The 14,920-nt window shown below is 34.0% G+C and carries 10 protein-coding genes; 4 read left to right on the top strand and 6 right to left on the bottom strand.

Features of this window, described 5'->3' with window-relative positions:
- Positions 1 to 15: 15 nt before the first annotated feature.
- The 4 genes from BUC29_RS15655 (at position 16) to BUC29_RS15640 (ending at position 4,523) form a co-directional block, all read left to right on the top strand.
- Complete coding sequence (locus BUC29_RS15655; RefSeq protein ID WP_073417112.1) at positions 16 to 1,518, top strand: OmpP1/FadL family transporter; 1,503 nt, start codon at positions 16 to 18, stop codon at positions 1,516 to 1,518.
- Between the two features lie 164 nt (positions 1,519 to 1,682).
- On the top strand, positions 1,683 to 2,996 hold the full coding sequence (gene rimO, locus BUC29_RS15650; RefSeq protein WP_073417111.1) for a 30S ribosomal protein S12 methylthiotransferase RimO: 1,314 nt from the start codon (positions 1,683 to 1,685) through the stop codon (positions 2,994 to 2,996).
- Between the two features lie 40 nt (positions 2,997 to 3,036).
- Positions 3,037 to 3,585 carry a hypothetical protein gene (locus BUC29_RS15645; protein WP_073417110.1) on the top strand — a complete coding sequence of 183 codons (549 nt, stop codon included), beginning with the start codon at positions 3,037 to 3,039 and terminating at the stop codon, positions 3,583 to 3,585.
- A gap of 32 nt (positions 3,586 to 3,617) precedes the next feature.
- Positions 3,618 to 4,523: an N-acetylmuramoyl-L-alanine amidase gene (locus BUC29_RS15640; protein ID WP_073417109.1), complete on the top strand. Its 906-nt coding sequence runs from the start codon at positions 3,618 to 3,620 to the stop codon at positions 4,521 to 4,523.
- Positions 4,524 to 4,866: 343 nt separating this feature from the next.
- Here the strand turns inward: BUC29_RS15640 and BUC29_RS15635 are convergent, their stop codons facing one another.
- The 6 genes from BUC29_RS15635 to BUC29_RS15610 form a co-directional block, all read right to left on the bottom strand.
- Entirely contained in the window at positions 4,867 to 5,937 is a 1,071-nt protein-coding gene (locus BUC29_RS15635) for an outer membrane beta-barrel protein (RefSeq protein WP_073417108.1), read from the bottom strand.
- 593 nt (positions 5,938 to 6,530) lie between these two features.
- Positions 6,531 to 7,499 (bottom strand): glycoside hydrolase family 5 protein, encoded by a 969-nt coding sequence (locus BUC29_RS15630; protein WP_208610050.1) that lies wholly within the window; start codon positions 7,497 to 7,499, stop codon positions 6,531 to 6,533.
- Positions 7,500 to 7,510: 11 nt separating this feature from the next.
- Positions 7,511 to 8,743 (bottom strand): glycoside hydrolase family 27 protein, encoded by a 1,233-nt coding sequence (locus BUC29_RS15625; protein ID WP_073417107.1) that lies wholly within the window; start codon positions 8,741 to 8,743, stop codon positions 7,511 to 7,513.
- Between the two features lie 89 nt (positions 8,744 to 8,832).
- Entirely contained in the window at positions 8,833 to 9,894 is a 1,062-nt protein-coding gene (locus BUC29_RS15620; protein WP_073417106.1) for a hypothetical protein, read from the bottom strand.
- A gap of 17 nt (positions 9,895 to 9,911) precedes the next feature.
- Entirely contained in the window at positions 9,912 to 11,510 is a 1,599-nt protein-coding gene (locus BUC29_RS15615) for a RagB/SusD family nutrient uptake outer membrane protein (RefSeq protein WP_073417105.1), read from the bottom strand.
- Positions 11,511 to 11,522: 12 nt separating this feature from the next.
- On the bottom strand, positions 11,523 to 14,714 hold the full coding sequence (locus BUC29_RS15610; protein ID WP_073417104.1) for a SusC/RagA family TonB-linked outer membrane protein: 3,192 nt from the start codon (positions 14,712 to 14,714) through the stop codon (positions 11,523 to 11,525).
- Between the last annotated feature and the right edge of the window lie 206 nt (positions 14,715 to 14,920).

Raw genomic sequence — 14,920 nt, 5'->3', positions numbered from 1 at the left:
TAAAAACTTACCCAAATGAAAAAAATATTTTTCCTTTTAATTACTGGGCTAACTTTCAGCGCGTCATATTCTCAGGAAGTTTCTGATGCTGTTCGTTTTGCACAAGACAACATAACCGGAACCGCAAGATTTAGAGCTATGAGTGGAGCATTCGGAGCTGTTGGCGGAGATTTGTCAGCAATTTCAGTAAATCCGGCTGGATCAGCAATTTTTAACAATAATCAGGTTGGAATAACTTTAAGCAATCAAAATATTAAGAACAATTCTAACTATTTTGGAACTCAAACTTCAGACAAAGACAATTCTTTTATTCTAAACCAAGCTGGCGGAGTTTTTGTTTTTAAGGATAGAAACCCAAATAACGGCTGGAATAAAATAGCTATTGGAGCAAGTTATGAGAATACAAATAATTTCAATAACAATGTATTTTCTGCAGGAACAAACCCAACAAACTCTATTGATCGTTATTTTTTAGCTTATGCCAATGGAATACCTCTGGGTGACATAACAAACATTCCTTACAGAGATCAGTTTTATGATGAACAACAAGCTTATTTTGGCTACCAAGGTTTTGTAATAAATCCTGTTGCCGACAACAACAATAACACTCAATACACCTCAAATGTTCCTGCAGGAGGAAATTACTATCATGAAAATGAAGTTTACACTAGAGGCTACAATAGTAAGGCAAGTTTTAACATAGCAACTTCATATAGAGATCGTATTTACTTAGGAGCTAATTTAAACGTTCATATTACTGACTATAGAAGATCAAGTAGTTTTTATGAAGACAATTCTAATCCACTAGAACCCACCCCTACAATTTCCAATCTTCGTTTCAATAATGAACTTTATACTTATGGAAATGGATTTTCTTTCCAATTAGGTGCAATTGCAAAAGTTACTGAAGAGTTCAGACTTGGTTTAGCTTATGAATCAAATACATGGTATGAATTGTATGATGAAGTTTCACAAAGTCTTTATACTACAAGACAAGCAAATGGCGGACCAGAACTATACAAAAATGTAAACCCTGATGTCGTAAATGTTTACGACTCTTACTCTCTGCAAACACCTGGAAAATTTACTTTTAGCGGTGCGTATGTATTTGGCAAATCAGGTTTAATTAGCGTAGACTACTCAATAAAAGACTATAGCAACACCAAATTTAGACCAACTAGCGACTCAGGTTTTAGACAATTAAATTCAGACATGAGCAATCAATTAACCACAAATGGAGAATTGAGAGTTGGGGCAGAATTCAAAATAAACCGATTAAGCTTACGCGGTGGATATCGCTTTGAAGGAAGTCCTTATAAAAACGGAACTACAATTGGAGATTTAAACAGCTATTCCGGAGGTTTAGGATATAACTTTGGAGCAACCAAATTAGATCTAGCTTATTCTTATTTAGAAAGAAAATCAAATCAGGGCTTCTTTGCCACTGGGTTTACTGACGGAGCTAACATTACCTCTAAATTAAATAATGTTTCTTTGACTTTATTATTTGAATTGTAATTAAAATTAAATAGATGAATGGAAAAGTCCGTCAGGTGTAACTTGGCGGATTTTTTTTGGCATAAAATAATTAGCAAACTCTTTCATAAAAAACATCTAAAAGAAACTGAAAAAAGCGGTGTTTGAATAAAAAAGTGTAATTTTGCACTCCAATTTATAAAAGTATGAGAACCAAGTCTTTAAAAAAGAACAAAATTAACGTAATCACTCTTGGGTGTTCAAAAAATGTATATGACAGTGAAGTACTTATGGGTCAGCTTCGTGCAAACGGAAAAGAAGTTACTCACGAGGCAGCTCCAAAGGATGAAGGAAACATTATTGTAATTAACACTTGTGGTTTTATTGATAATGCAAAAGCAGAATCGGTAAACATGATTTTGGAATATGCTGATAAAAAAGATAAAGGTTTAGTTGATAAAGTTTTCGTTACCGGATGTTTGTCTGAACGTTACAGACCTGATTTGGAAAAAGAAATTCCAAATGTTGATCAATATTTTGGCACAACTGAATTACCTCAGCTTTTAAAAGCTCTTGGCGCCGATTATAAACATGAACTATTAGGAGAACGATTGACTACAACTCCTAAAAATTATGCTTATTTAAAAATTGCAGAAGGCTGCGACAGACCTTGCAGTTTCTGTGCAATTCCATTAATGCGTGGTTCTCACGTTTCTCAGCCAATTGAAAAATTAGTTAAAGAAGCACAAGGTTTAGCTAAAAATGGCGTTAAAGAATTAATACTAATTGCACAGGATTTAACGTATTACGGTTTAGATCTTTATAAAAAGAGAAATCTGGCAGAATTATTAGAAGCTTTAGCAGCAGTTGAAGGAATTGAATGGATTCGTTTACATTATGCATATCCAACTGGTTTCCCGATGGATGTTTTGGAATTAATGAAACGCGAACCTAAGATTTGTAATTATATTGATATTCCATTGCAACATATCTCAGATACTATTTTGAAATCTATGCGCCGCGGTACAACTCAGGCTAAAACAACTCAGCTATTAAAAGATTTTCGTGCTGCGGTTCCTGGAATGGCAATTAGAACTACGCTGATTGTTGGATATCCTGGTGAAACACAGGAAGATTTTGAAATTTTGAAAGAGTTTGTTCAGGAAATGAAGTTTGACAGAATGGGATGTTTTGCTTATTCTCATGAAGAAAATACTCATGCTTATTTACTGGAAGATGATGTTCCGGATGATGTAAAACAAGCAAGAGCTAATGAGATTATGGAATTACAATCTCAAATTTCATGGGACCTGAATCAGGAAAAAGTTGGAAAAGTTTTCAGATGTATTATCGATAGAAAAGAAGGCGCTCATTTTGTGGGAAGAACGGAATTTGACAGCCCGGATGTAGACAATGAAGTATTAATTGATGCATCTAAACATTATGTAAAAACCGGCGAATTTGTTAATATCAAGATAATTGAAGCGACAGAATTTGATTTATACGGAGAACCTGCTTAAATTTACCGTAAACTATTGTTAACTTAGACTAAAACACTTTATGAAAGCTACTCAAAACTTAATTATTCTGGTTTTTACGTTATTCTGTTTCAATTTTGCTTCGGCTCAATACGGAAACGGATATGGTAATGGTTACGGCAATGGCTATGGTGGCTACGGAAGAGCCGGCGGAATGGGTATGGACAGAAGCATGATGGGTGGTCCGCAGCAAAACACAAGTAAACCTAAAGAAATTCCTGTTGAAGAAACAGCTGCTAAGATCGTTGAACAGATGAAACCGGTAGTAAATCTTGACGAGCTTCAGGCAATTGCAATTACAAATGTTTTTGCCGATGGTTTGAGAGAACAAGGAATTCTTATAAAAAATGAAAGCAGCAGCCAGGACGAAAAAATGGAGCAGCTAAAAGCTCTAAAAGAAGCCATGACTAAAAAAATAACCGCTTTTTTAAATCCTGACCAAATAGAGAAATATAATAACTTCATGGCTGATTTTAAAGAGGTTAAGAAAACAAAATCAAAAAAGAAAAAAGATAAAGATTCAAAAGATATAAAAGAAGAAGAAAAGCCAGCTGAAAAAGTTCAGGAATAATTGTTCTAATTCTATCACAAATGTAATTAACCATGGTAAAAAAACATTTTTGTTATTTGATTTTAGCAATTATCATTACTTCTTGCTCAACTAATCCTTATAAGCATACCGAAAAGGCTTATGATCAACAGTTGAAAACTTTAGAAAATCAAATCACGAGTAAAGAAGCTCAAACAATTCCGCCGGTAAGTCCGCTGATTATTGATACTACTTATGCTTCACAATTAGGAATTGTAAAAGACACCCTATCTAAAACTGGTTCTACAGCTTTATTAAACGGCATTAGTACGGAATGGATTGGTACTGTAAATTTCAACTTAAGAAAACCAAGTTTTGTTATTATTCACCACACAGCTCAGGATTCTCTTCAGCAGACCATAAATACGTTTACTAAAACCAAAACTCAGGTTAGTGCTCATTATGTGATTTCTGAAAACGGAAAAGTAGTTCAAATGCTGAATGATTATTTAAGAGCCTGGCATGCCGGAGCATCAACATGGGGAAAAAATACTGATTTAAATTCTTCATCTATAGGAATTGAACTAGACAATAATGGGTTTAAACCTTTTACTGAAGCTCAAATAAACAGTTTAGTCGCATTATTGACAAAACTTAAAAAAGATTATAATATTCCAACTCAAAACTTTTTAGGTCATGCTGACATTGCACCGGGAAGAAAACAAGATCCTAGTGCCTTATTTCCGTGGAAAACATTAGCCGAAAAAGGTTTTGGAATCTGGCCGGATGAAGTTTTAGAAGAAGCTCCTTTTGATTTTAAAATTGAACCTGCATTGAGAATTATTGGTTATAATACTAAAAATCTTTCTGCGGCGATACAGGCTTTTAAACTACATTATATCCAAACTGATGCAACATCTGTTTTAGATCGAAAAACAATTGATACAATCTATTCAATTTACAAAAAACAGATACAGTAAACAGCTGTTTTAAAAAATATAAAAACGCATTTCTATGAATTTTAGAAATGCGTTTTTATTTTTTGTACTAGCAGCAATAAAATATTTATTTATAAAACATTCAATAATAAAGGGAAGACGCACTGCAGTACGTCTCTACAAATAAAATGGGATGATATACAATTAAACAATATTAGGATGATCAAAACTTCAAACCTGAAACTTCAAACCTGAAACCTGAAACTTGAAACTTCAAACTTGAAACTTCAAACTTGAAACCTGAAACAAAAAAAATAAAAAAGCTGCCAAAACATTAGTATGTTTCGACAGCTCCAAAAAAAAAAAAAAATATCAATCTTTATCTCTAGAAAGAGTATGTTGTAGCAAGCAAAGCGAAAAATGAACCTCCTGTTGGAGCAGCATCGCTATCTAAGAAAATATCTTCAGAAGCAGCGTCGTATCTTAACTCGGGAATAATTGTAAGTTTTCCAACTTTGTAATTTAATGAAACTGTATTAGCAAATACGCTAGATCCTGTTAATGTGCCTAAACTTGGAGCTGCATCTTTTGCATCGAAATATTCAACTCTGTAAGCCAATAATAATGATGGGCTGAAAGAGTAATTTGCATATCCTACTAATGAGAACCACTCGCCATCTAAAGTTGAATCGAAATCATTTTTAGTTTTAGCATAAGTTGCATTTAAACCTAAACCAAAACTATCGCTTATTGTTTTAGAAGCTGTTAAATCAAACTGAGTTTTGTTTTCGTCAGACGCAGGGTTGCTGCTTCCTGATGTAAAATTTAAATAGGCACTTCCGGTTTCTCCAATGTATCCCACTTGTCCGATGTATGTTTTTTGAGTTGAACCGGCATCCATGGCTGATTTAAAATCTGTTGGGTTAGTTATACCAAACATAGCCGTAAATTTCCCTGATGTATACTGAGCTTTTACCCCTGTATTAAAGAATGGCCCATATGAGAAGGCATAAGACATACTGTAGTTTTTATTATCTACGGCATCTAATACTTCATACCCAATGTGTGTACCAAAACTACCGGCAACAACTTTAAATTCGTCTGTAATCTGGTAAGTGAAAAATAATTGTTTAATTAAAAATTTAGCATTTATATCTTTATCTGTTGTTTCATTATATGAGAACTCTCCTGCTCTTTTTCCGAAACCTAAGTCTACAAAAACAGAAGCTTTTCCAAATGTATGACCTGCCTCGATCGAAGCCATTCCTAATTCAAACGAATCTTGTGAGTTGGTAAAGCTCGTTAATCCGTTCATTTGTTTAGAAAAATCATATTTATAATAAGCATCCGCAGACCCTCCCCAAGTTGTTGCTGGTGAAGTAGGTTTATCATCCTCTTGTGCAAAGGCAAAAGAACTCGTTAACGTGGCAGCTAAAATGTAAAATACTCTTTTCATGTGTTAATTGGTTTTTAGTTATTAATTGATTTTGGTTAGTTAATCGTTTATATATCTAGTTTAATAGTATAAGTCATTTTTAAAACCTTGAATCTTTCCCCTAAAACCTCCTCATTTTCATTAGCGAATTTATTAACTTTTGTATGAGTAGAATAATCAGAAAGTACTTTTTTGACGTTTTCAACGAAGAATTATGGATTACAAAAATTAAACTGCCAATAATCGTGATTTGACATTAATAGCGTTTTGTTTTTGAAAATTCAATAACACAATTTTACAATTTAAACATAAAAAATGAGGGTTTTAAGCATTTACCACATGTAAAAAACACCAAAAAAAGACTTAAAAATGTATTTTAAAAACAATACCCCTATTTTTTTTAGGGGTATGTTTAAAATTAAAAAACAAGAACACAATTTAAAAAACAAATTCACTATAATACATACAATTATAAGTCACGATAAAAATTCTTACAAAAACAACATCCTTAAACACTTTCAGAATTGATTGTTCTAAACGCTGATATTTAGTTCTAAAAAACAAAAAAGCCTGCTCAAATTTGAACAGGCTTTTTGTTTCTAAAAGAGTTTTTTTTACTCTTGGCTATTATTATATTTTCTTAAAAACTCACGAACTTTTATTCCAGATTCTTTTAAATCTTCATCTTTCCATTTTCCATCTGATTTCGCAGATTTCTTTAAAATTGAACACGTTTCATCTTTATCAGAAACCGACCATGTTATCCAGCTAAGTTTTTTTGATTCCATCCAGTCGATATATTCCTGCCAGGCTTTTAAGTTTAATGGTCCATCACCTGAAGCTTCCATTCCGGCAGATTCGGATACAAATATGGGTATACCTCTTTTTAAAGCTAAATCAGTACGGTCTCTTAATTCTTTGCCGTGGGTGGCTGCATAAAAGTGCATAGTATACATTATATTATTGTATCCTAAAATTGGATCTTCTGCCGGAAGGTCTACATCCTGATCCCAATGCGGCGATCCAACCAATATAATATTGTTGGGATCATTTTCTCTAATTACACTTATTACTTCTTCGGCATAGGTTTTTACTTCCCACCACGTTTCATAATCCGGTTCATTAAATATCTCATATATTATATTAGGATACTTACCATACTTTTGAGACATTTCGGCAAAGAATGCTTTTGCTTCTTTTAAATTAACATTATGACTGTGCCAATCAATAATTACATATATATCAGATTTGATTGCTCCGTTTATTACGGCTTCGATTTTTTCTTTTGAAAACTGCGGATCATTAGTATAGGAGTAATCGCCAAGTTCAATTCCCATTGCGGCACGAACCACATTGCAATTAAAGTCTTTTTTGAGCCAGCTTACTGCTTTTTCATTATAAAATCTAGGCCACATACTATGCCAGCCAAAACTTAGTCCGCGTAAAACTATGGGTTCGTTATTTTTATCAATCAGCTGAGTTCCCAGAAGACTTAATTGTCCGTGTTTTTTAACGAATTGTGCATTTATAGAAACACACATTAATAGGAATGTAATTGTAATTAACTTTTTAAACTTCATCATAAATTTAAATTTTAAAGAGACAATTTTAATGTTATGCAATCATGTGAAGCTAATTCTGCTGTAAAATTCTTTTTTGTGTTTCCTGCATCTTTATTTGTCCAAAGATTTTTTAGTTTAAACGTTGTTTTTTGAAAGTCAGCTTCATAGCCGAAATCTACATCTTTTATTGCATTTTTTTTCCAGTCGAAATTAATTTTTTTCGAAACTTCACTTCTGTTTAAAAAAGTTACAGCCCAGTTTCCATCTGACAAAGGTTTTACCCAAACTTCCAGTCCATCCTCAGCCGAATGTTTAAAACCCTGAATTCCTAATTTATCCTGATTTATGGCAATCAATTCTTTATTAGTTAAAATTGCCAGCGTTTCTTTTGACATTTTTCTATAATCGTTTCCTGTAAATAATGGCGACGAAAGCATACACCACATCGCAAAATGCGATTTATCTTCGGTATCGTTCATTTCGTTTCCAACTTCCATCATATCAAAATCATTCCAGTGATCGGGCCCTGAGTATTTACGAATGTCTTTTCGCATTTCTGCAATTTTCATAAATCCCCAAGACGACCAGTTTTCAGGATGTTTGAATTCGCAGTCAAAACAAGGATAAATATCTCCCGAAATTCTCCAAAGATTTCCGACAGGTTTTCCCCATTCCCACGGCTGATTGTCTCCCCATTCGCAAAGACTGAAAACGATAGGTCTTCCGGCAGTTTTTAGTGCGTTGCTCATTGTTGTATAAGCTTCTGGCGCTGTAATTCCTTTTGTGTTACACCAATCGTATTTTAGGAAATCGATTCCTAATTTGGCATAAAAACGGGCATCCTGATATTCGTAACCGCGAGTTCCCGGATATCCGGCGCAGGTTTGCGTTCCTGCACAATTGTACAAACCAAATTTTAAACCTTTGCTGTGTACGTAATCAATTAAGGCTTTCATTCCGTTAGGAAATTTTACCGGATCCGGAACCAAATCTCCATTTGTATCACGTTCTTTTGTCATCCAGCCATCGTCTAATACTATATAGTTATAACCCGCGGCGGCCAATCCTGATGAAACCATAATATCAGCCGTTTCTTTTACTAATTTTTCATCGATATTAGTTGCGAATGTATTCCATGAGTTCCATCCCATTGGCGGCGTCATGGCTAAACCTTCAAATTTTCCGGCTGTCTGCGTGTGTGTATTTCCCTGGCTAAAGCCAAAAAAAGAAACACATAAAGCTAATCCTAAAATTATTTTCTTCATTTTATAAAATTTTAAAATACATTATAAAAAGATATTCCCTAACTTTTCAATTAGGGAATATCTCAAACTAACTCAACTTGATATTTTTTTTATTTTAATACAAATCCGATGTCGTCAAACAATACAGTATTTCCACCATCATTATTTGATTCCTGGAATGTTAACATTGTTACGCTTGTTGGATCTCCTAATTTATTTAAAGGAATTTCCATGTAAACCCACGCAGTTGTAACCGGAATTACATAATTTGGTCCTCCGTTTACACTAAAATTAACCTGACCGTTTTTAGATCCTTTAACGGCCATTCTGATTGCTTTATAAGGTGTCATATCAACATTGAAGCCCCAGTTTCCACCGTCCCATTGTCCGAATTCCCATTTCCATGATTTTTCACCCTGATAAGAATCTCCATCATATTCAAAATCAACACCTTTTCCCGCCCAAGGTCCTCCCCATTGCATGCCGTACAATTTATCGTCATACAATGCAGTTCCAATCGCTTCTTTAGAAACCGCTGTTCCAGAAATATTCGTTACGGCAAGATATCTTTTATCTGCATTTGCAGGAACTTTGATCACTATTTCTTCTAATGTTGAAGAAACTACGGTTACCGGAACTTCTGGTAATGTTGCTGTTTTTGCAAGTGTTACAACCGGATTTAAGAAATACTTACCTTTAATAGTTACCTGATCGCCTTCTGCACAATTAATAAAATTAAACCCTGAGAAAGTTGGAACCGGCGGTGCAACTGTAAAGTCAAAAAGAGCTGTACCGCTTTTGGTAACTACTTTTAATTTATTTGATGCGTTTGCATATGGTGTGTTTTCATCAATTAATACAATAATATCTGTATCAGTTACAAAAGTGGGTCTGAAATACGTATCATAATCATTAAAATAGATTTTCGTAGTTGAAAGCAATCCTTTTCCGTGAATTACATAATAATTCTTCGGGTCTCCAACTGTAACCGGAGTTAAGGGTTTCATGCTTCCATCTTCATTATATCCCGATGGAGAAACTGATTCAATAACCGGCGGACCGCTGTAAGCTTCGGAACCATTATTATCATCATTTGAGCATGAAGTAAAAAGCATTAAGGATAACATCCATGCCATGCATGCCGCTAACGAAACAATTTTTATATTTTTCATAATTTATATTTTTAAAATTATTTAAAAGTATACGGTGCTACTTCTGTTAATTTTGGATTTTTAATTAAATCATCTGCAGGATAAGGCAGTAAAAGATTGGATGCCGAAATGGTAATGTGTTTTTCGTTTTGTTTATCTCCTCTGTTTTGTGCTTCTAAAATGGCTTTGGCCTGACTGAACGGAAGACGTCCTAAATCAAAATAATAATCTCCTTCACAAGCCAACTCTGCACGTCTTTCTCTAAAAATATCATCAAAAGTAATAGCAGTTTTTGGCGCTAAACCTGCTCTTTTACGAACTGCATTGTATGATTTTAATGCATTTGCATCTGTAGTACTTCCTGTTTGAGATCCTAAAATTGCTTCGGCATGAATTAATAATAATTCAGCATAACGCATCATGTAGCTGTTCATACTGCTTTCTCCATTAAATGGCGCATTGAATGGTCCTGTTATTGGCAAATTTTCTTTTCCGATTACATATTTTTTTAATCCTGCTCCAGAATTTTGGGCTTCATTTGCTAATTCAAATGTATATCCTAAAAGTTTTGGAGAATCAACAGCAAGCGTCTGCGCATACGTGATGTTTGGATAATAATCACCCGGAAGCATAAAAGTTTCAATTCTTCTTTTATCTCCATTTTCAAAAACATTATGAATTAAATCCTGAGATGGCGCAATTTGTCCAGAATACGTTGTTTCAACCAATCTGTTTTCCGGAGCGAATAATGTGTTTGAAAAGTTTCCTTCAAAATAAGTTCCTGCTCCTGTCCATTGCCATGAAAAGATAGACTCTTCGTTGTTATTATTTTTTTGAAGCCATAAATCTGCAAAAGATTTTGTTGGAAGTTCGTCTCCTCCTAATAACTTAAATTCTCCACTATTGATAACTTCCTGAGCCATTGCTCTTGCCAATTCATATTTCTTTTGATATAAATACACTTTTGCTAAAAATGCTTTTGCAGATCCGCTTGACACGTGTGCATTTGCAGCATAATTTGAACCTCTGTTTTTTGATCTTAAATTAGCGATTGCAAATTTTAAGTCGTTTTCTATAAAAGTATAAACGTCTGCAACCGGATTACTCGGGATAACATAATTTTTAGAATAATCAGCATTGTTTTCGATAATTGGCACATTTCCCCAAAGTCTTACTAAGAAGAAATAAGAAAACGCTCTGATAAAATGAGCCTCTCCCAATGCATTGTTTAATGCCTCGTTACTAACTGCCGGCCCAACACTTTGAGGCAAATTGTTTATATATGCATTTGAGTTTGCAATTGCTCCAAAACATGATCTCCATGCATCTGAAATAAATGCCTGTGAATTGGTAAAACTCAAATCTGTAAATTTTCCAAAATCATTATATTGACTTGCGTACATATTTCCTGAAATAACATCTGTGATTCCATAAAATGCCGATTTATTCATATTAAACCATACAATTCCGTACAATCCGTTTGATGCATTATCAAGCTTTTCATCTGAATCGTAATAATTACCAATCGTAGGAGTTCCTTCTGCCGGTACATCGATAAAATCCTGCGAACAAGATGATGACATCAGCATTAAAAATGTCAAAGCAACTGCACTGCTTCTTTTAAATATATTTTTCATATTAATTTCGTATTAAAATTCAACATTAAAACCAAAAGTTATTTGTCTTGGTACCGGATAACGGCCATTGTCAACACCAGAAAGTAAAGCATCCTGGTTATATGAACCTACTTCTGGATCATATCCTTTGTATTTTGTAAAAGTGAATAAATTTTGTCCTGAAGCATAAAGTCTCAATCTTGACAGTTTAATTTTAGAAATTATATCAGAAGGAAGAGAATATCCTAATGTTACGTTTTGAATTCTTAAATAAGAGCCGTCCTCTATATGGCGTGTTGAAATTGCATTATTAATATTGTCATAAGTTGAAGGTCTTGGCAGAGAAGCATCTGTATTGGTTGCAGAATAGAAATCCGCAGCTTCAGTTAAATAATTTGTTCCCATATAACTGTTCATCGTTCCAGACAAACGAGTCAAGTTCATTAACTTATTTCCGGCAGTTCCCTGAAGGAAAATTGACAAATCGACATTTTTGTATTTGAAATTATTAGTGAATCCGTAAGTGAATTTTGGATTTGGATTTCCGATAGGAACTAAGTCATTTAAGTCAATAACACCATCATTATTTTGATCTTTATAGATAACATCTCCTTTTTGAAATTCTGGTTTCAGAGAGTTTGTTCCGTCTTTTAAAGGCACCTGAGTTCCTCCGGCTGTATGTCCATAAGTCAATAAATCCTGATCTGTTCTGTAAATCCCTACGGCTTCGTAACCAATGAATGAACCAATTGGAAGTCCTTCCTGAGTTCTTGAAACTGTTACTGTGTTATAAGCCAGTGTGTTCATTGTTTTCACAATATTTAAACCAGCCATATCTGTCACTTTATTTACATATTTAGTAAAGTTTAAGTTAGAATTCCATGTAAAGTTATCTGAGAATTTTTCTGTGTAGCCCAAAGTAATCTCAATACCTTTATTCTGCATACTTCCAAGGTTAAAATATGGAGGATTCACACCACCCTCATAATCTCCACCACCAGAAAGGTAATTTGGAAGGGGTACTTGGTATAAGAAGTTTTTAGATACTTTTTTGTAAACATCAACCGTTGCAGTAAGTTTAGAATCAAACATTGTAAAATCCAAACCTAAGTTTGTCTGCTCCTGAGTTTCCCATTTCAAATCTTTATTTGGCGTATTTGATGGAAGGTAAGAAGTTCCCATTGTGCTGTTTACAATATGCAGATTAGAATCGTATAAATTATTTCCGATTTGGTTGTTACCAGTTTGTCCCCACCCGGCTCTAATTTTAATATTGTCTACATATTTTTTAGTGCTTTCCATGAAAGATTCATTCGAAAGTTTCCATGAACCGCTTACAGAACTAAAAACACCCCATTTATTTCCAACGAAGAATTTTGAAGATCCGTCCGTTCTAACGGCACCTGTCAGACTATATCTGTCAGCATAATCGTAAACAACCCTTCCTAAATAAGAAGACAAAGTTTGTGTTCCTGAATAAACTCCGCTTGTAACTGCCTTAGATAAATCTGAAGCAGAAAGCGATTTGTCATTATTATCCTTATAACCGTAACCTGTTATAGAATATCCTTCCCAATGAGCTCTGTTTGACTCTTGTACAGCCAAAACTGTAAAATTGTGTTTACCAATAGTATTTTTATAAGTAAGCATGTTTTTTAAGTTCCAGGAATTTCCAGTTGATGGATTGTAATACAAGTTTGCATAGCTTTTTACCGCATTTCCTAAAGAATACATCGGATCAAAACGCTGACCTAAATTATCATAGATATATCCACCCGCTTCAAAACGGTAATCTAAACCTTTTAATAAATCTACCTGAGTATAGAAGTTCCCAGAATAGTTTTTTCTAACTAAAGTATTAGAACCTAATAAAGAAACTGCAACCGGATTTACAAATGAAGTGTTTCCACCAGTTGGAGGTCCTGCAAAAGCACCAGATAATTCTCTAACAGCCACATCCGGAGTCGCTAATAATGAAGTAGCAACAACTCCGTTAAACTGACCGTTTAAAGTTAATTTTTCATCCGTAATGGCACCGCTGATGTTTACTCCTACTCTAATAAAGCTGTTTACTTTAGCATCAATATTTGTTCTAAAATTATATCTCTTAAATCCAGATTCAATTACGATACCGTCTTGTTTTAAAACTCCTCCGGAGATATAGTAATTAATTCCTTCTTTGCCTCCTGAGAAAGACAATTGATTAGAAGACATAAATCCTGTTTGGTAAATCGCATCCTGCCAGTCTGTTCCTTTTCCTAATAATTCAGGGTGAGCAAATTCAGGACGACGAGCTGTAGGATCGTAAACATCTGCCAAAGCATTTTGGTGAATGGCATATTCCTGTAGATTCATAGAATGAAGTCTTTTAGGAAGATTACTCACAGAATAAGAATTTTCGAAAGATAATTTTCCCGTTCCTTTTTTACCCGATTTTGTAGTAACAATTACAACCCCGTTTGCACCACGCGAACCATAAATCGCAGTTGCAGAAGCATCTTTTAAAATATCTATAGACTCAATATCACTTGGATTAATAAGTGCTAACGGGCTTTGCGTAATATTTCCATTATTTGAAAAGTTAGAATTCCCCTGAGCATTTCTTCCAGAAGTAGACGAGTTTCTCGCATCTCCCGAAATTGGAACTCCATCAATTACATACAAAGGTTCGTTTGTTCCTGTTAAAGAAGAAACCCCTCTAATTTTTACCGAAACGTTACTTCCAGGTTCTCCGGAGTTACTATTTACAACAACCCCAGCCGCTTTACCCTGCATCATTTGGTCAAATGAAGCAACTTTCAGGTTTTCAATATCTTTTGAGCTAATGCTTGAAATAGCACTATTAACATCTTTTCTCTTTTGCGTACCGTAACCAATTACAACAACATCTTTTAAGTCTTCGGCACTTGATTTTAAAATTACGTTGATAGTTTTTCTTCCATCAACAGCAATCTTTTGCGTATTAAATCCGATAAATGAATATACAAGTGTTCCGTTTACAGGAACATCGATAGAATATTTTCCATCAAAATCAGTTGAAGTGGTTGTTTTTGAACCTGCGATGGAGACATTTGCACCAGGAATCGATAATCCTTTTTCATCAGATACCGTTCCCGAAACTTTTACCTGAGCAAGAGCAAAATTACTCAGTAACAAAAATAATATCAAGGGAATTGCTTTGTGGTTAGCATTCCAATGAATAAAATTGGTCAGTAGTTTTTTCATAATAAGTGTTTGGTTATTTTAAATTTGTCTTCTTATAATTAAGCAATAAAGGGTAACTTTTACTTCGAAATTATTTAACAAATCTATAACAGAAGAAATTATCAAATCGATAGTATTACATCATTTAATGATAATATTTTTACTATATCTGCTTAAAAAAACACATATCAAAATAAAACTAGTAAAAAATTAAATTATTCGCAATC

The organism is Flavobacterium defluvii, from assembly GCF_900129555.1.
Taxonomy (GTDB): domain Bacteria; phylum Bacteroidota; class Bacteroidia; order Flavobacteriales; family Flavobacteriaceae; genus Flavobacterium; species Flavobacterium defluvii.
Note: the sequence above shows the minus strand (reverse complement) of the source record. Positions and strands in the feature narration are given on the sequence as shown.